At 72.2% G+C, this 17,309-nt stretch carries 14 protein-coding genes and 2 pseudogenes; 10 read left to right on the plus strand and 6 right to left on the minus strand.

The window, feature by feature from the left end:
* Positions 1–2 precede the first annotated feature (2 nt).
* Positions 3–917 carry an inositol monophosphatase family protein gene (locus FB558_RS01730; RefSeq protein ID WP_142047456.1) on the minus strand — a complete coding sequence of 305 codons (915 nt, stop codon included), beginning with the start codon at positions 915–917 and terminating at the stop codon, positions 3–5.
* A gap of 286 nt (positions 918–1,203) precedes the next feature.
* Between FB558_RS01730 and FB558_RS01735 the strand changes: the two genes are divergently transcribed.
* Positions 1,204–2,601 carry an RNA polymerase sigma factor gene (locus FB558_RS01735; protein WP_246106204.1) on the plus strand — a complete coding sequence of 466 codons (1,398 nt, stop codon included), beginning with the start codon at positions 1,204–1,206 and terminating at the stop codon, positions 2,599–2,601.
* Positions 2,602–2,642: 41 nt separating this feature from the next.
* Here FB558_RS01735 and FB558_RS43035 read toward each other — a convergent pair whose 3' ends face one another.
* The 4 genes from FB558_RS43035 to FB558_RS01750 form a co-directional block, all read right to left on the minus strand.
* Positions 2,643–2,816 carry a hypothetical protein gene (locus tag FB558_RS43035; protein ID WP_170231154.1) on the minus strand — a complete coding sequence of 58 codons (174 nt, stop codon included), beginning with the start codon at positions 2,814–2,816 and terminating at the stop codon, positions 2,643–2,645.
* Positions 2,817–2,893: 77 nt separating this feature from the next.
* Positions 2,894–4,387 carry a DHA2 family efflux MFS transporter permease subunit gene (locus FB558_RS01740; protein ID WP_142047458.1) on the minus strand — a complete coding sequence of 498 codons (1,494 nt, stop codon included), beginning with the start codon at positions 4,385–4,387 and terminating at the stop codon, positions 2,894–2,896.
* 91 nt (positions 4,388–4,478) lie between these two features.
* Complete coding sequence (locus FB558_RS01745; RefSeq protein WP_142047460.1) at positions 4,479–5,666, minus strand: FAD-dependent monooxygenase; 1,188 nt, start codon at positions 5,664–5,666, stop codon at positions 4,479–4,481.
* Positions 5,667–5,699: 33 nt separating this feature from the next.
* Positions 5,700–6,659, minus strand: coding sequence for a zinc-binding alcohol dehydrogenase family protein (locus FB558_RS01750; protein WP_211365974.1), 960 nt, complete (start codon positions 6,657–6,659; stop codon positions 5,700–5,702).
* Positions 6,660–6,932: 273 nt separating this feature from the next.
* Here FB558_RS01750 and FB558_RS01755 point away from each other — a divergent pair, with 273 nt between their 5' ends.
* The 5 genes from FB558_RS01755 to FB558_RS44305 all read left to right on the plus strand — a co-directional run bounded on the left by FB558_RS01755 (position 6,933) and on the right by FB558_RS44305 (position 12,856).
* The gene (locus FB558_RS01755; protein ID WP_142047462.1) at positions 6,933–7,619 is read left to right on the plus strand and encodes a response regulator transcription factor; all 687 of its coding nucleotides are present in this window, start codon (positions 6,933–6,935) and stop codon (positions 7,617–7,619) included.
* On the plus strand, positions 7,616–9,049 hold the full coding sequence (locus FB558_RS01760) for a sensor histidine kinase (RefSeq protein WP_142047465.1): 1,434 nt from the start codon (positions 7,616–7,618) through the stop codon (positions 9,047–9,049). The genes FB558_RS01755 and FB558_RS01760 overlap by 4 nt, the downstream gene beginning before the upstream one ends.
* A 24-nt stretch (positions 9,050–9,073) precedes the next feature.
* Entirely contained in the window at positions 9,074–11,656 is a 2,583-nt protein-coding gene (locus tag FB558_RS01765; RefSeq protein ID WP_142047466.1) for an HAD-IC family P-type ATPase, read from the plus strand.
* A gap of 126 nt (positions 11,657–11,782) precedes the next feature.
* On the plus strand, positions 11,783–12,598 hold the full coding sequence (locus FB558_RS01770; protein ID WP_211365977.1) for a DNA/RNA non-specific endonuclease: 816 nt from the start codon (positions 11,783–11,785) through the stop codon (positions 12,596–12,598).
* A 120-nt stretch (positions 12,599–12,718) separates the two neighbouring features.
* The gene (locus FB558_RS44305; protein ID WP_425468013.1) at positions 12,719–12,856 is read left to right on the plus strand and encodes an IclR family transcriptional regulator domain-containing protein; all 138 of its coding nucleotides are present in this window, start codon (positions 12,719–12,721) and stop codon (positions 12,854–12,856) included.
* Here the strand turns inward: FB558_RS44305 and FB558_RS45120 are convergent.
* Positions 12,838–13,032: pseudogene (locus FB558_RS45120) on the minus strand (IclR family transcriptional regulator domain-containing protein); the annotation flags it as partial. The gene FB558_RS44305 and the pseudogene FB558_RS45120 overlap by 19 nt on opposite strands.
* Positions 13,033–13,262: 230 nt before the next feature.
* On the opposite strand from FB558_RS45120, the pseudogene FB558_RS45625 reads away from it, so the two are divergent.
* The 4 genes and pseudogenes from FB558_RS45625 to FB558_RS01795 form a co-directional block, all read left to right on the plus strand.
* Positions 13,263–13,505 (plus strand): annotated as a pseudogene (locus FB558_RS45625) (hypothetical protein); the annotation flags it as partial.
* 596 nt (positions 13,506–14,101) lie between these two features.
* Positions 14,102–14,806, plus strand: coding sequence for a DUF3159 domain-containing protein (locus tag FB558_RS01785; protein WP_142047468.1), 705 nt, complete (start codon positions 14,102–14,104; stop codon positions 14,804–14,806).
* Between the two features lie 83 nt (positions 14,807–14,889).
* Positions 14,890–15,879, plus strand: a complete 990-nt coding sequence (locus tag FB558_RS01790; RefSeq protein ID WP_142047470.1) for an SDR family oxidoreductase — start codon at positions 14,890–14,892, stop codon at positions 15,877–15,879.
* A 170-nt stretch (positions 15,880–16,049) separates the two neighbouring features.
* Entirely contained in the window at positions 16,050–17,231 is a 1,182-nt protein-coding gene (locus FB558_RS01795) for an oxygenase MpaB family protein (RefSeq protein ID WP_142047472.1), read from the plus strand.
* Positions 17,232–17,309 lie beyond the last annotated feature (78 nt).

Raw genomic sequence — 17,309 nt, forward strand, 5'->3', positions numbered from 1 at the left:
CCTCAGACCTCGGCGGCGCCGTGGGCGCGGGCCAGGGCCGCCAGCTCCTCCGCGATCGCGGGGGTGGCCGCCAGCAAGGCGTCGCCGCCCAGCCCGTCGTCGGGCGGGACGCTGCCGGTCGGCCCGGGTGTGCGCACCAGTGCTCCGGCCTCCTGGGCGATCAGAGCGGCCGCGGCCCAGTCCCACCAGTTGGTGCCGTGCTCGAGGTAGGCGTCCACCCACCCGGCGGCCACCGCGCACAGGTCCAGCGACGCCGCGCCGGCCCGGCGCACGTCCCGGACGTGCGGCAGCATGCCGCTGACCATCCGCACCTGCCGCACCCGCCGCTCGGCGCGGTAGGAGAAGCCGGTGCCGAGCAGCGACAGCGACAGGTCGGTGGCACCGGACACGCGCAGCGGGCGCCCGTCGCAGGTGGCCCCGGCGCCGACCGCGGCGCTCCAGAGCCGCCCGGCGGCGGGCTCGTACACCGCGCCCGCCACGGAGGCGCCGTCGCGCACGGCGGCCACCGAGATCGCGTACCAGGGCATGCCGTAGAGGAAGTTGACCGTGCCGTCGATCGGGTCGACGACCCACACGGTGCGCGACTCGCCCGCGGTGCTCCCGTGCTCCTCCCCCACCACGGCGTCGTCGGGACGCAGTTCGGCGAGCCGCTCCCGGATCAGCGCCTCCAGGGCGTGGTCGGACGCGGTGACGACGTCGGTGGGCGTGCTCTTCGTCGCCACGCCGTCGGGGGCCGCGCCGCCACGCTCGTCCCACGGACGTGGCAGGCCGCTCAGGTGCTCCGCCGCCTCGCGGACGAGGGACTCGGCGATGCGGCGCAGGTCTGCGGGCTCGGTCCCGTCACCGCCCGCGACGCTGCTCGTCGGCGGATCGGCGGCGGTCGGAGCGGTCGGGCTGGCGTCGTTCACGGTCACCATCCGACCACATCGCGGCGCGCCGGGCGCGGCCCGGCGTGGCTGGTGCGGGCCCCGGAGAGCGCGACCCGCGAGGTGAACGGGCGGAGCGCGGACGGCGGGAGCACACGCAGTTACAATGACGCAGTACCCCGATGCGCGATCGCCTCCGAGAGCACCATCAGCACCATCAGCACCACCGAGCACCACGGACGGCGTTGCGGCGAGGTATCCGACAACATCTCCACCTGCAGCCGGATCTTGAGACGGTCCCGGCGCACCGTAGAGCGCACCGTAGCGAGAGGGCCTAGTGGCAGCCGCAGACTCCGCAACCCGCATCGACCCGTCGATCGACGACCCGACGACTGGTCCCGCACCCGCACGCCGATCCGGTAAGCGGTCGGGTGCGCCCGCCAAGACCGGCTCCGCGCGGCCCAGGGCGGGCGGCTCGGCGAAGACCAAGACGGCGGCCAAGCCGGCGACCAAGGGGAAGAAGGGCGACGCCGACGGCGAGCCCACCGACCTCGACGGCGACGTCGAGCTGGACGGCGAGGCCGTCGAGCTCGAGGAGGTCGACGTCGAGCTCGACACCGACCTCGGCGCCGAGGACACCACCGAGGACGCGGCCGACGACGAGGACGACGACGACGAGGAGCCGGCCAACACCGGCGCCAACCGTCGCGCCCCCACCACGCGCAGCTCGCAGCAGAAGCAGTCCGGCGACTTCGTGTGGGACGAGGAGGAGTCGGAGGCCCTGCGGCAGGCCCGCAAGGACGCCGAGCTCACGGCCTCGGCCGACTCCGTCCGCGCCTACCTGAAGCAGATCGGCAAGGTCGCGCTGCTCAACGCGGAGGAGGAGGTCGAGCTCGCCAAACGGATCGAGGCCGGCCTCTACGCCGCCGAGCGCATGCGCCGCTCGATCGACGCGGGCGAGAAGGTGTCGCCGCAGATGCGGCGCGACCTGCGCTGGATCGTCCGCGACGGCGAGCGCGCCAAGAACCACCTGCTGGAGGCCAACCTCCGCCTGGTGGTCTCGCTGGCCAAGCGCTACACCGGCCGCGGCATGGCGTTCCTGGACCTGATCCAGGAGGGCAACCTGGGCCTCATCCGTGCGGTCGAGAAGTTCGACTACACCAAGGGCTACAAGTTCTCCACCTACGCCACGTGGTGGATCCGCCAGGCCATCACCCGCGCCATGGCCGACCAGGCCCGCACCATCCGTATCCCGGTGCACATGGTCGAGGTCATCAACAAGCTCGGCCGCATCCAGCGCGAGCTGCTCCAGGACCTGGGCCGCGAGCCCACGCCGGAGGAGCTGGCCAAGGAGATGGACATCACCCCGGAGAAGGTGCTGGAGATCCAGCAGTACGCCCGGGAGCCCATCTCGCTCGACCAGACCATCGGTGACGAGGGCGACAGCCAGCTCGGCGACTTCATCGAGGACTCCGAGGCCGTCGTCGCGGTCGATGCGGTGAGCTTCACGCTGCTGCAGGACCAGCTGCAGTCGGTGCTCGCCACGCTGTCCGAGCGCGAGGCGGGCGTCGTGCGGCTGCGGTTCGGCCTCACCGACGGCCAGCCGCGCACCCTCGACGAGATCGGCCAGGTCTACGGGGTCACGCGCGAGCGGATCCGGCAGATCGAGTCGAAGACGATGTCGAAGCTGCGCCACCCGTCGCGGTCGCAGGTGCTGCGCGACTACCTGGACTGAGCAGGATCATTCGAAGGGCCTCTGAGCTGCGGTAACACGGCTCAGAGGCCTTTCGCTTGCGCGCAGATCATCGCGTTCCAGTTCGTCAGGTGGTCCTCGTGCGGACCGAACACGATCCGGCGCACGGTCGAGCGCATCCCGTCGGCGCCGACGACCAGGCCGAAGTTTTCGCGGTACTGGGCTCCGGTGTCGGTGTTCTCGAGCAGGACCTGCACCTCGGCGGACCCCTCGGTGATCGCGACAGGGGTTCACGACCGGCGCACCGTGCAACCGACCCCGCGCACCGTGTGGATCAACGGTGGTGCGCCGGCAGCGGCCGACTTGCGCCGGAGCTGAGTGCCGCGGGTGTTCCGGCGGGCGCCGAGCCACGGATGAGGAACGCCCCGACGATCGAGAACAGCGACAGCGTGGCCGCCACCAGGAACGCCGCGTGCACGCCGCCCGCCGTCTGCTCCACGACCGGCACACCCTCGGCGGCGAGCGCCGCCGAACGCACCGACAACACGCTGACCAGCAACGCCACACCGGCAGCCCCGGCTAACTGCTGAACGGTACTGAAGATCGCGCTGCCGTAGGGGTACAACTTCGGCGGCACCGCCCCCAGGCCCGCCGCGAACAGAGGCGTGAACACCAACGCCAGTCCGACCGACAGCAGCAGGTGGAACCCCACTACCTGCAGCAGCGAACTCCCGGCCGTGAACAGCGTGCCCGACCACAACGCCGCACTGGCGGCAACCGTGCCGGGTACGAGCAGCCTCCGCGCACCGAACCGGTCGTACAACCGCCCGACCACCGGCCCCAGCACACCCATCAGCAGACCGCCCGGCAGCAACAGCAGACCCGTGGTGAGCGGCTCCAGCATCAGCACGCTCTGCAGGTAGATCGGCAGCAGGATGGCCGTGCCCAGCAGAGCGGCCATCGTCAGCATCATCATCACACCGGCGACCGTGAACGTCCGCGAGCAGAACGCACGCAGATCCAACAGCGCGCGGTCGGCCCGCTGCAACACCAACTGCCGGGCGACGAACGCCACCACGCCCACCACACCGACGGCGAATGCGGCCCACACCATGACCGGCGACGTGCCACCGGAATGGCCGAGGCTGCTCAACCCGTAGACAAGGCCACCGAAGCCCAGCGCGGACAACACCACCGACACCACATCGATCGGCGCCGCGGTGGTCTCTCCGACGTTCGTGATCAGCCGCAGCCCCAACACCAGCACGGCGAGCGCGATCGACAGCATCAGCCAGAAGATGTAACGCCACCCGAACAGGTCCAGCACCATGCCCGAGACCGTCGGTCCGATAGCCGGCGCCATCGACATGACGATCGCGACATTGCCCATCAGAGCACCCCGGCGAGCCACCGGTACGAGCGTCATCACCGTGGTCATCAGCAGCGGCATCATGATCGCAGTGCCGGTGGCCTGCACGACGCGGCCGGCGAGCAGCACACCGAAGCCCGGCGCAACCGCCGCGAGCAGCGTGCCCGCGCCGAACAACACCATGGCCGTGGCGAACAGGGTGCGCGTGGGCACCCTCCGGATCAGGAACCCGGTGACCGGAATGACCACCGACATCGTGAGCAGGAAGCCCGCGGTGAGCCACTGCCCGACGCTCGCCTCGACCTGCAGTTCGGTCATGAGCACCGGCAACGCCACACTCATGACCGTCTCGTTGAGGACGACGACGAACGCGGAGACCAGGAGCACCCGGATCACGAGGCGGTTGCGGGAATCCAGCTGGCCCGAGGTGTCGGAACCGCGCTCGGCGAGGATCGGCATGGTGACTCCTTAAGTAAATTCTTTAGTTGTTCAGCCCTGACTGAACGCCGTTGAGGTGTCAATTTCGGCGTCGAACGTGGCTGAAAGACATTCAGGCGGCGGCACCGGCACGGGCCGTCGCCAGCCTGCGCTCCCGCGCTGCAAGGAGGCGACGCAGGATCGTCGCGCGAAGTGCCTCGACGGGACGGCTGGACGGTACGAACATCTGCTGTTTGACCCGTGCGATTCGCTGGTGCTTCCGGATGGACGGGCGCAGCCCCGACTCCCAGGCGGTCAGTGCGACGTCGAGGTCGTCCGGGTTCTCGCGCAGCGCCCTGCCGAGCTCCGCGCCACCAAGAAGGCCGAATGTGGCTCCCATTCCCGAGAAGAGGTTCGGACACCACGCTGCATCGCCCAGAACGACGACTCGCCCGTTGCTCCACCGCGGCATCCGCACCTGGTGCACCGAGTCGAACAGGAACTCGGGAGCCTGCTCGAGGGAGTCCAGGACGTGGCGCACCACCGGGTCGTCCATCCCGGAGAAGACCGAGCGCAGCTGCTCGACCCGCGACCCGGTGAACTGCCCCTGGATGTCCTGCGTGCGGTAGGTCAACAACGTCGTGGGCGCGCAGTCGTCGAACCCGAACACCCACACCGCACGCTTGGCACGCGCGACGACGATGCTGTCGGTCTCAGCGTAGGAGGGCACCTGCTCCTTCAGCTGGAAGGCGCAGATCATCGCGTCCCAGTTCGTCAGGTAGTCCTCGTCCGGACCGAACACCATCCGACGCACGCTCGAGCGCATCCCGTCCGCGCCGACGACCAGGTCGAAGCCCTCGCGGTACTGCGAACCGGTGCCGGCGTCGGTGAGCAGCACCTGCACGTCGCCGCCGGTGTCGTCGATCTCGACGGGCGTGGTCGCGAACCGCACCTCGACCGGATCGCCACCTGCCCCGTCCCCGCAGGTGCCCTCCCAGAGCGCGGCTTCGACATCACCGCGGAGCACTGCTGCGGGATCGCCCGGCTGGTGCAGGAACCCCATGCCCGGCTCGCGGTCCCCGCTCCGGGTCAGCGACCACGTCTTGCCGCCATCGGGCGGATTGCGGGTGTGCAAGTGGTCGGCGATGCCGAGATCGACGGCCGCCTGCCTGCCCTCCGGCATGAGGCCGACGCCGTAACCCCCCAAGCGACGCCCCGGAGCCCGCTCGACGATCACCGGCGTCCATCCGCTCTGCCGCAGCCCGATCGCCGCGGACATGCCCGCGATCCCCAGCCCGACCATCAACGCGCGCTTCTGCACGACACTCTCCCCTGCTCCTCGGATCGGGCCCGGTCAGTCCGGGACGATGACCGCGCGGGACCGCCCCTGGTGCACCCATGCCTCGCCGACGCGGGCGAGCGGGTAGGCGGTGTAGGACGCGTCGAAGGTCCCGTCGCCGAAACGGCTGATGATCTCGGGAAGCTCGGTGATGATCTGCGCCTTCGACACCGACCCGACGCCGCTCCCCGTGATCTGGATCCGCCGGCTGCGCAGCAGCGCCGCGGGCAGCGTCGCCTCGGCTCCGGCGAGCGAACCGATCTGCACGTAGTTGACGTCCCCGGCTTCGTCGTCCGCGCGGACCCCTCCCAGCGCGGCGAAGGCGGCCTCGGCAACAGGCCCCCAGACGAAGTCGAGCACGAGTGCGGGCGACGCCTCGGAGACGGCAGCGCCGAGGGCGGCCGACCAGGCGGCGGGGTCGGCTCGGGCGAGCGGGACCGTCACGACACCGGGGCCACGCAGCCGCTCCAGCGCCTCGGGGTCGCGCCCGGCCGCGATGACCCGGTTCGCTCCAAGTGCCAGCGCCGATCGCACGGCGAGGCTGCCCGACATGCCGGTCGCGCCGAGCACCAGCACCGTGCCGAGCTCGCCCACCTGCTTGCGCCGGTCGGTCAGCGCCATCCAACCCGACATCGCGGGGTTCATGCCGGCGGCGACCACGAGCGGATCGACCCCGGCGGGCAGTTCCACCTCGAACGGGGTGACCAGCAGTTCGGCCATCGTGCCCCACGGCGACCGCGTGAGGCCCGTGTAGACGAGGCGCCCGTCGTTGGTCCGGGCCACGGCGTCGACCCCTGGCACCAGCGGATACGCACCGTTGCTGTCGTAGTGGCCGCCGGCGGCCAGCGCGCGGACGACGTGATGCAGACCCGCACCCACCAGGCGCAGCGGCTCGCTGCCCGACCGCTGCTCCGGGTCCGGGAAGTCCGCGCAGATGGGAGTCGCTGCCGGGTTGCTGATGACTGCAGCTCGCATCACAGGCTCCTTAACTAAGTTCATCTCGGTCTGGCGCCCACCGTTCCTGAACTTTGTTAAGGTGTCAAGTGTGACGAAGACAGCACGTCGGCGCAGCACTCTCGCCACCGGACGCGGCGCCTGGAGGGGCGGGGACGCCGAGCCGGTGCCGGCCGCCGGGCGCCTGCGCTACGGCGGTGCCGGACGTTCGATCGGCATCTCGGCATCGTTCTGGACGGGCTCGCCGCCCGGCTGGGCCGCTGACGGGTCGGCACGGAGAGAGGAACAGCTCCGGTGACCTACACCGTGCTCGTCGCGGACGACGACCGCGCGATCCGCGAATCACTGGGTCGTGCGCTGGAGCTCGAGGGATACCGCGTGGTCGGGGTCGACGACGGCGTGCAGGCGCTGACCCGTGCCCGTCGTGACGACTTCGACGTGCTCGTCCTGGACGTGATGATGCCCGGCCTCGACGGGCTCGGGGTCTGCCGCGTCCTGCGCGCGGACGGCAGCCGGGTACCGGTGCTGATGCTCACGGCGCGGGTCGAGACGCCGGACCGGGTGGCCGGTCTCGACGCAGGCGCCGACGACTACCTGCCCAAGCCCTTCGAGCTGGACGAGCTCCTGGCCCGGCTGCGGGCCCTCCTGCGCCGGGCCGCCCCGGCAGAGTCGGACCGCGAGCCGACGCTGTCGGTCGGGGACCTGCGGCTCGATCCGGCGGCGCGGCGCGTGTGGTGGGCAGCCACCGAGCTGATCCTGACCAAGACCGAGTTCGACCTGCTCGAACTGCTCATGCGCAACGCGGGGGTCGTGCTCGACCACACCCTGGTCTACGAGCGGATCTGGGGCTACGACTTCGGCGCGGACTCGAAGAACCTGGCCGTCTACATCGGGTACGTGCGACGCAAGCTGACCGCTGCGGGCGCCCCGCCCGTGATCCACACGATTCGCGGGGTCGGCTACACGGTGCGCGAGCCGTGAACCTCGGGACCCGTCTCGCGCTGGCCTTCGCCGCAGTCGCCGCCGTGGTCGCCGCCGCGGTCGGGGTACTCGCGTTCTACTCCGCGGTCGAGCGCGTCAACCGCGAGGTGGACCGCACCCTGCAGACCGCCGCGGGCGCGGTCGTCCACGGGTACGAAGAAGTCCTGCAGACCCCGATCGCCGACCACGCCGGTGGCCCGTCGCACGCGGGCGGTGACCGACCCCGGCGGCTGATCGCGCAGCGCATCGCACCCGATGGCACCGTCACGCCTCTCGGTGGCCGGCCGGTGACCCTCCCCGTCCGGGACGCGGACCGCGCTCTGGCCTCCGCCACCGAGCGGGGCGCGACCAGCACCACCGAGGTGGCCATCGGCGACGACACCCGCGGCGTCGCCTACCGCGTGCTGACCACCGCGCTCGGCGAGGGGCGCGGAGCGGTGCAGGTCGGGATCGACATCGACCTGTCCCGCCTGGTGCTGAGCGGGCTCGCGAAGGAGATCACCCTCCTCGCCCTGCTGGTGACGGTCGTCGCGGCGGCGCTCGGCTGGCTCCTGGCGCGCCGGATCGCCCGGCGGCTGGTCCGGCTGGCCGCGATCGCCGAGGACGTCAGCGCCGCCGGACCGGGGGCGGGCGAGGTCCCGGTGGACGGACACGACGAGGTGGCTCGCCTGTCGTCGTCGTTCAACACGATGCTGCGACGGCTCGCGGAGTCCCGGGAGGCGCAGGAGCGGCTGATCCAGGACGCCGCCCACGAGCTCCGCACCCCACTGACGAGCCTGCGCACCAACGCCAGCCTCCTGCGCCACCTCGACCGGCTCGATCCGAGGTCGCGCGGGCGGCTGCTCGCCGACGTCGAAGGCGAGACCAGGGAGCTGTCCCACCTGGTCGAAGAGCTGATCACCCTGGCGTTGGCCCGTCGCACCGACGAGGAGGAGGACGAGGTCGATCTGGCCGCGGTCGTCCGAGCCGCCGCCGACCGGACCCGGCGGCGGAGCGGACGGGTGATCGGCATCGCGGCCGAGGGCACTCGGGTACGCGGGCGGCGCCAGGCGCTCGAACGGGCGGTCGGGAACCTGCTGGAGAACGCGGCCAAGTTCGACACCGGCGGTACCGGGCCGATCGACATCCGGGAGTGCCGGGGCACGATCACGGTCTCCGACCGCGGCCCCGGGCTCGCCGCAGGCGACGTCGACCGGATCTTCGACCGGTTCTACCGGGCGGACGCCGCGCGATCGCTGCCCGGCTCGGGACTCGGCCTGGCCATCGTCGCCGACACCGCCGAGGCGCACGACGGCACGGCGTTCGCCCGCAACCGTCCGGGGGGTGGCGCCACGATCGGGATCACGATCGGCGCGGGCCGTCTCTTACCGGATTCCGACTCGCCTCATGATCCCGATTCACTCGTGCCCGAGACAGTGGTGGGGAGCTGATCCCCGCACCGTCCAGGAGTGCCCGTGCCCGCCCCCGCTCCTCCTCTCGAGGACTCCCCCACCCGGCCGACCACGACGAACGCCCCCTCGGCCGGGTTGACCGCCGCCCAGGTGGCGCGGCTGCGTCGCGCAGGGGCCACCAACGCCCCGGTGACGGGCACGTCGCGCAGCTACGCGGCGATCGTGCGGACGCACGTGCTGTCCTCCTACACGACGATCCTGTTCTCGATCGGCGTCCTGCTGCTCGTGCTGGGCCGCGCGGACGACGCGTTCACCAGCGTCGGGATCGGCCTGGTCAACGCCCTGATCGGGCTGGCGCAGGAGTGCCGCGCCAAGCGCAAGCTGGACCGGCTCGCGCTGCTGGACGGTGCGGCCGTCCGGGTCGTCCGCGACGGGACCGAGGTCGCCGTCCCCGCGGCCGCGGTGGTCCGCGGTGACCTGGTGCGCGTGCGCGCAGGCGGGCAGATCGTCGTCGACGGGCCGGTCGTCGCGGGGCACGTCGAGGCCGACGAGTCGCTGCTGACCGGCGAGTCGGACCCGGTCGCCCGCGGCGTCGGCGAGACCCTGCTGTCGGGCAGCCACTGCGTCGCGGGGAACGGGTGGCAGCGCGCCGAGCTCGTCGGGGCCCGCAGCCACGCCGGCCGCCTCACCGTCGAGGCCCGCACGCTCACCACCGACCGCACACCGCTGCAGCGCCGGATCGACGGCGTCGTCCGCCTGACCATGGTCCTCGCGCTCGCCCTCAGCGCGGTGGTGCTGGCCCAGGCCGTCCTCGGGGGCGAGTCGTTCCTGGGCATCGTGCAGATCACCGCGGTGCTCGTCGGCCTGGTGCCCTACGGCCTGTTCTTCCTGGTGGCCGTCTCCTACGTCCGCGGCGCGGCCCGCATCGCACCGCGCGGCGCCCTGGTGCAGCAGGTGAACGCGGTCGAGTCGGTCAGCCACGTCGACGTCGTCTGCACCGACAAGACCGGCACGCTGACGACCGGCAGGCTGACGGTGGCGGAGATCCGGCCGCTCGGCGGCACCGGGTCGGATCATGACAGCTCCGACGAGGTCCGGAACGCACTCGGCCGGTACGCGGCCTCGGTGACGCAGGCGAACCTGACCAGCACCGCGCTGGCCGTCGCGCTCCCCGGCGAGGCGTGGCCGCTGCGCGACGAGATCGCCTTCACCTCCGCGCTGCGCTGGTCCGGGCAGGTCACCCGGGACGGAGTGGGCTGGGTCCTCGGCGCGCCGGAGGTGCTCGCTCCGCACCTGGTACCGGTGCTCGACGACGGGATCGTCGCCGACCGCGCGCACCGCGGGCTGCGGGTCCTGCTGCTGGCCCGCGCCACCCGCCACGGTGCACCGCTGCGCGGCAGCGACGGCCGGCCCGCACTCCCCGCGTTGGACCCGGTGGCACTGGTCGTGCTCGCCGACGAGCTACGCGGCGAGGTCGTGGACAGCGTCCGCCGCTTCCGCGAGAAGGGCGTCGCGGTCACGGTGCTCTCCGGTGACGACCCGCGCACGGTCGCGGCGCTGGCGGCCCGGGCCGGGATCGGGACCGGGACCCCGATCGCGGGACCGGTCCTCGACACCCTCGACGACGACGCGCTCGACGAGCTGGTGGAACGCACCACCGTGTACGGGCGGGTCACCCCGGAGCAGAAGGAGCGGGTCGTCGACGCGCTGCGCCGTCGCGGGCACCACGTCGCGATGCTGGGCGACGGCGTCAACGACGCCCGCGCGCTGAAGCGCGCGCACGTCGGCGTCGCGATGCGCTCGGGCAGCCCTGTCACCCGCGACGTCGCCGACATCGTGCTGCTCGACGACTCGTTCGCCGCGCTGCTGCCCGCGCGCACCGAGGGCCGTCGGATCATCGACGGGCTGTCGACCTCGATGTACGTGTTCCTGAACCGGGTCGCCGTGCAGGCGCTGGTCATCCTGATCACGGCGGCGCTGGGGTTCGCGTTCCCCTACACCCCGACCCAGGTCGGCCTGACCGTGCTGACGGTGGGGCTCCCGTCGTTGTTCCTGACGTTCTGGGCACGCCCGAGCGCTCCCGACCCGCACCTCCTGCGCAACCTCGGTCGCTTCGTCGCCCCGGCCGCGGTCGTCACCGCGACGATCGGCACGCTGGTCTACGCGCTGCTCCACGTCTGGCTCCCGGCCCGGATCCGCGCGGGCGCCCTGTCGGCGCAGGAGCTCGCCGGGCTCGAGGCCGTCACGGGCACGGCCTACGGCGAACCCGGGTTCGTCGAGGCCGCGGTGACCGTCGGTGCGCAGACCGGCCTGTCGGCCTTCGTCACGCTCTCGTCGTTCGTCGTACTGCTCTTCCTGAAGCCGCCGCACCGGTTCTTCGCGGCGTGGACCGCGCCGGTCCCCGACCGCCGTCCCGCCTGGCTCGCCGCCCTGCTCACGGTGACGTTCCTGGTCGTGGCGTCGGTGCCCGCGCTCGCGTCCCTCTTCGGTCTCGCGGTCGTGCCCGAGGTGTTCGCGATCGCCGTACCCGCAGTACTCGGCTGGTACCTGGCGCTCGCGGCCACCTTCCGCGGCCGCGTCGTCGACCGGCTGGTCGCGCTCGCGCCGCGGCAGGCGCGACGTGACGCCGCGCCGACCGCGTGGTGACGGGTGGGTCCAGATCTTGTGGGGCTCGGGCGGTGTCCCGTCGAACTTGGCATCGATCCGAACGCAGGCCGAGCTGGGACACGAGGTGACATCCCGCGTTCACCCCACGCCCCTACCGTCGCCGTCGTGACGACTCCCCACCCAACCGGCTACAACCCGGACTTCCTCGGCATCCCCGCACCGATGCCCACCGCGCCCGGTGTGACGACCGTGCCCCTCGCCTACACCCACTTCTCCACGCTGCACCGCCCGGACCGCCGACTCGCCGCCGCCACCGCCGTCGCGATCGACGGCGCGACCCTACGTGATGTTGAACGTTCCGACGACTGGCGAACCGACGACCGACTCCCACACGAGCAGCAGGCCGGCGAGGACATCTACGTCGACAACGACCTCGACCGCGGCCACCTGGTCCGGCGCCGGGACCCCGTGTGGGGCGAACAGGCCGAGGCCGAGCGGGCCGAGTCAGAGACATTCTTCTACACCAATGCCGCGCCCCAGGCGTCATCGTTCAACCAGGACCGCCAGCTCTGGCTCGGCCTCGAGGACTACCTACTCGACAACGCCGCAGACCACGACCGCAAGCTCGTCGTGTTCACCGGCCCGGTCCTCACCGACGACGACCCGCAGTACCGCGGCCTCCAGATCCCCCTACAGTTCTGGAAGATCGGCGGCTTCAGCACCGACGGCGCACTCGGCACCACCGGCTATCTGCTCGATCAAACCCCCCAGCTCGGTGACCTGCAGCAGGAGGGCGAGCCACCGCCGCTCGGGGAGTTCCGAACCTTCCAGGTCCCCCTCGCCCGGATCGCCGAACTCACCGGTCTCGACCTCGGCCCACTGGCAGCGGCCGACCGCATGCCCGTCCCCGAGCCCGCAGAGGCCGCGCTCTCCGACCCTGCCATCCGCCTCACGGCCTACACCGACATCCGCGGTCTGTAGCGCTGCACATGCCGTTCAGAGCGTGACTGGCCACGGGTAGCGATCCAGATCATCCTCGGAGACGCCAAATAGATTGGCGTCGTCTACGTTCAGAAGCTCACCGTCAGCGGCAGCCCCGACATCCCGTCACGTCTCGGCAGCCGAATGCCCGCCCACTGCACCGGTCTCGGCAAGGCTCTGCTCGCCTTCAGCCCGCCGGGCGGCCCCCCGACGCCGCCGCCGGACCAGCCGGTGATGGACAGGGCGGCGACGGCGTGACCATCGGTGCCGAGCAGAGGTGCGGCGACGCAGGCGATTCCGGCTGCCGCTCTCTCGTGCTCCTCGGCGATGGCGCGTCGACGGACCGTCTCGCGCTCGGAGCGCAGGAGGCCAGGAGCGATCACGGTGCGGGGGCAGGCCGGTCCCACCGCCTGAGCACCCAGCGGCTCACCCACGCCGTGCGCATCGCCGCACTCGGGATCTCACGTGCTCTCGGCCGCCCGGGCACAACCTGTGACGCGCAAGGATGTCGGGAAGCCCCGCGCGGGCGCCGGGCGATCTCCTCGCCGGTCACCGCGTCGAACGGCGGGCACCCCTCGTCGGGTGCGGTGCGCCAACCTGGCCCGAGCGGGATGGTCGACGAGCGACCTGGACGCGGCGCAGCTGAACGAGGGCGTTCACAGACCAGGCGCTGGCCTGCGTGCGCCCCCTCGGCCTCGACGCGGAGACCGTGAACGCGGACGACGGCGCCATCACCCTGTGCCATCTGCTGGGCTGCTCCAGGGCTCGGATCACGCTTCACGCCGGCCCACCGCCTGCGCCGCGACGGCGGCCATCGCGGGTCCACTGCGACGCGCACGTCGGCCAGGTTTGCCGCCCTGCTCCTCGAGACCGTCTGACCGTCCCCACCACGAGAGGGAACCGATGATCCCCCCATCTGCGCAGGGGCCGACAGCACCTGGCCTGCTGGTCACCGCCGACGCGAGCGTGACGGGCGCGGACTCCGCTATCAGGCGTCGCTTCATCACCGCCAAGCCGGAAGCGGCGGCACGCGTCCCGCTCCCGCGCGCCGGCGAATACGAGGGGCGCGCCCGCTGGGAGCGGCACCCGGCGGGCTCCGGCGCGGGGCCTCGAGCAATGCCTATAGGCCATGATCACCGAGGCAGCAACGGGGCTGCACACCGGAGGGCGGTCGAGACCTCGGGTGATCCACCGCTTCACAGTCCAGGACACTTCCGCGCACAGCGCTCGCCGCGGACCCGGGTTTCCCCCTGCTCAGCACAACGTTCCCTCAACGAGAGTGCGCGACCACCTGGACTGACAAGGACCTGAAAGAGGCCCTCTGAGCTGGGAAAACGCGGCTCGGAGGGCCTCTTTTCGCGTCGCACGGCGCTCGCCGGTGAGCGGTGCGTCCTGGGCTGCGCTTCGGCGGCTCCGCGATCCACGGATCGAGAGGTCGTGGATGCCGGTTCGGCATCCCGCGAGTCTTGGTGGCGCAGGCCCACGTCAGCGAAGGAGAACTACATGACGGACGAAGCGACCACGACCACCTCCCGGGAGGCCCCCGTCGAGGAGGAGCAGGCCACCGTCGCCACGGCCGTCCGCCAGGCCCTGGAGCGCTCCGGCGGCTGGGTCGGGATCGCCGTGGCCGCCGCTCCCACCGTGGCGTTCGTCGTCGCCAACGCCTTCGGCGGGCTGATGTGGGCGTTCATCGCCCTCGCGGTGTCCGCTCCGGTGGCGTTCGGGGTGCGCCTCGCGCGGCGGGAATCGCTGCGGGCGGCCCTGGTCGGCCTCCTCATCGCCGCCGGGTGCGCGCTGGTCGCCGCCCTCACCGGGGAGGCCCGGGGCTTCTTCCTCGTCCCCACCCTGCTCCCCGCCGGGTGGACGCTGGTCTTCCTCGGCTCGGTGCTCATCGGCCGGCCGCTGACCGGAGTCGCGCTCAACCGCCTGGCCCGCGGGCCCCGCCACTGGCGTCAGCACCCCCCGCTGCGGCGCGTCTACACCACCACCACGTTGGTCGCGGCCGGCATCTGCTTCACCAACTTCGTCCTCGGCGGGGTGCTCTACCTCACCGACCAGTTGGCGGCCATGGCCGCCATGGACGTCGCCGTCGTGCCGGTGCCCTTCGTACTGGCCGCCTTCACCGTCGCCGCGGCCCGCCGCACCATCGGCCGGTCCGCCGCCACCACCCCGGCCACGGGTGAGCGGCCACGCCACCAACTCCGGTGACGAGCGCGCAGCCGCCCCGCAGGGCGGCCGCGCACCACCCGACACCACCGACACACCACCGACGACACACCAGGAGCACCGCCATGCCACGCACCCGACCCGACATCACCGTCCCCGTCCCCGACCTGTCCGGCAAGCGCGTGATCGTCACCGGAGCCAGCGACGGCGTCGGCCTCGGTCTCGCCACCCGGCTCGCCGCCGCGGGCGCCGAGCTGGTCCTGCCCGTCCGCAACCCGCGCAAGGGACACGCGGCGATCGGCAGGATCGCCGACCAGGTCCCCGGCGCGCACGTGTCGCTGCGCGAGCTCGACCTGTCCTCGCTCCGCTCCGTCGCAGCCCTCGGCCAGACCCTGCGCGACGAGGGACGCCCGATCCACATCCTGATCAACAACGCCGGCGTCATGGACCCCCCGAACCGGCAGACGACCCCCGACGGGTTCGAGCTGCAGTTCGGCACCAACCACCTGGGCCACGTCGCCCTCGTCGCCCACCTGCTGCCCCTGCTGCGCGCCGGACACGCCCGGGTGACCTCGCAGATCAGCGTCGCGGCGAGGGCGGGCGCCATCAACTGGGACGACCTGCACTGGGAACGCTCCTACCGCGGACGACGCGCCTACGGCCAGTCGAAGGTCGCGTTCGGGCTGTTCGGTCTCGAACTCGACCGGCGCAGCCGGGCAGGCGGCTGGGGCATCACCAGCAACATCTCCCACCCCGGAGTCGCACCCACGAACCTGCTCGCCGCCCATCCCGAGATGGGACGCGACCGGGCCACCCCCCAGATGCGTCTGATCCGGGGACTGTCCGAGCGGGGCATCCTCCTCGGAACCGCCGAGAGCGCTGGTCTGCCCGCCCTCCACGCCGCCACCTCCCCCGACGCCCGCGGCGGCCGGTTCTACGGGCCGAGCGGACCCGGGAACCTCGGCGGCGCCCCCGCCGAACAGAGCCTCTACCGCCCGCTGCGCAGCACCGGGGACGCCGAGCGCATCTGGCACATCACCGAACAGCTGACGAAGGTGTCCTTCCCGGCGACCGGGCCGGGTCGGCCGCACCCCGTCGAGGACATCGTCGCGTAGCCGCGGTCCCGTCCCGGCCCGGGGCGTCCCGCGAAGGCTCTCCCTCAACCATCGCAAGGCCCGAACTCCGCAGACGAAGCCCGGCGAGAACGAGTCCCCGGTACGGCAAGGCCCGGTTCGCCGAGCCGTCCCCGCCGGGATCGGCGGGTGGGGAAGAGAGGAATGGCTTCATGACCGTCTCGTACGAGGCATCGCCCGTGCCCGAGCGGGTCGTGGCTCCCGCTGCCGCCCGGATCCGCCACGGTGACCGCGTCGATCTCCTGCTGCGGATGCTGCAGGTGGGTGACCCGCTCGCGGACGCCGTCGTCGTCGAGTTCGACGAATTCGGTCGCCCCGCTCGCGCTGCGCTGCAACGGGGTCTCACCGACGGGCGGACGAGCGTGCCGGATGCGCCGCCGGCCGTCGACGCGCTGCTCGCCCACGTGGAGGCCGTGCCCGGCTGGGTCTCGGAGGAGGTGCTGGACGAGGGCGACCGGGTCTCGCTCGCCGTGCCACCGCACTGGAGCCGGCTGGCGAACGCCGGCGGCTCGCTGACCCACACCTACAGTTCGCCCGCCATCGCGCGGCTGCTGGTGGGTACGGGTCGGCTGACCTCGACGGCGCCGCGCCGGCTCGCCGAGACCGGGCTGTGGAACGCCGCGGCCGTCCTGCCCGGCGGTCTGCGCCACGGTGCCCCCGGCTACGTGCAGACCGTCCAGGTCCGGCTGCTGCACGCCCGCGTGCGGGCGACGGCCACCGCGCACGGGTGGGACGCCGACCGGTGGGGGGTGCCGATCAACCAGGCCGACGTCGCGCGCACCTGGCTCGACTTCACCGTGGTGCCGTTCACGCTGCTGGAGGGCATCGGCTACCGGCTCACCGGCCAGGAGCAGTCCCGGCTCTACCGCTACTGGTGGTACGTGGGCCACCTGCTGGGCCTCGACGAGCAGTTCTTCCTCGGCGTCGGGGACCACGAGCAGGCCGCTGAGCTGCTGGATCTGCTCGACTCGACCTCCGCCGCGCCCGACGAGAACAGCAGGGCCCTCGTCGGGGCCCTGTTCGACGCGGCGATCAGCAACCTCGCCGCCGTCCCGCGCTCGCCGATGGGCGAGTCGGGCTGGCGTGACCTGCTCCACGCACTCGCCCGTCGCTACCACGGCGACGAGACCGCCGACGCGTTGGGCATCCCGGAGTCGCCGGCCACGTCCCTGCTGCCGTTGTTCGCGGTGGGTGAGGCGAAGGCGCGTCTCCACCAGTTGCAGGTCCCCGGAGCGTTGCAGCAGGCCGAGGAGGCCGGCATCGCCGCCCGCCGCGGCCTCGTGGCCGCCCTCACCGACAGCACCGCCTACCAGGACCACGCCGCGGCCTCGTGAACCACGAGAACCACAGGCAACGGCCTGTTCCCGGGCGGGCGGCCCCCGACCCACGCCCGAGCGAGGGCGGGCCGGCCG

It is taken from the genome of Pseudonocardia kunmingensis (genome assembly GCF_006716445.1).
Classification (GTDB): Bacteria; Actinomycetota; Actinomycetes; order Mycobacteriales; family Pseudonocardiaceae; genus Pseudonocardia; species Pseudonocardia kunmingensis.

Coding starts and splice junctions, on each gene's coding strand:
- FB558_RS01795 (WP_142047472.1), top strand. CDS start 16,050: ATGACCGTCTCGTACGAGGCATCGCCCGTGCCCGAGCGGGTCGTGGCT.
- FB558_RS01790 (WP_142047470.1), top strand. CDS start 14,890: ATGCCACGCACCCGACCCGACATCACCGTCCCCGTCCCCGACCTGTCC.
- FB558_RS01750 (WP_211365974.1), bottom strand. CDS start 6,659: ATGCGAGCTGCAGTCATCAGCAACCCGGCAGCGACTCCCATCTGCGCG.
- FB558_RS01785 (WP_142047468.1), top strand. CDS start 14,102: ATGACGGACGAAGCGACCACGACCACCTCCCGGGAGGCCCCCGTCGAG.
- FB558_RS01740 (WP_142047458.1), bottom strand. CDS start 4,387: ATGCCGATCCTCGCCGAGCGCGGTTCCGACACCTCGGGCCAGCTGGAT.
- FB558_RS01730 (WP_142047456.1), bottom strand. CDS start 917: ATGGTGACCGTGAACGACGCCAGCCCGACCGCTCCGACCGCCGCCGAT.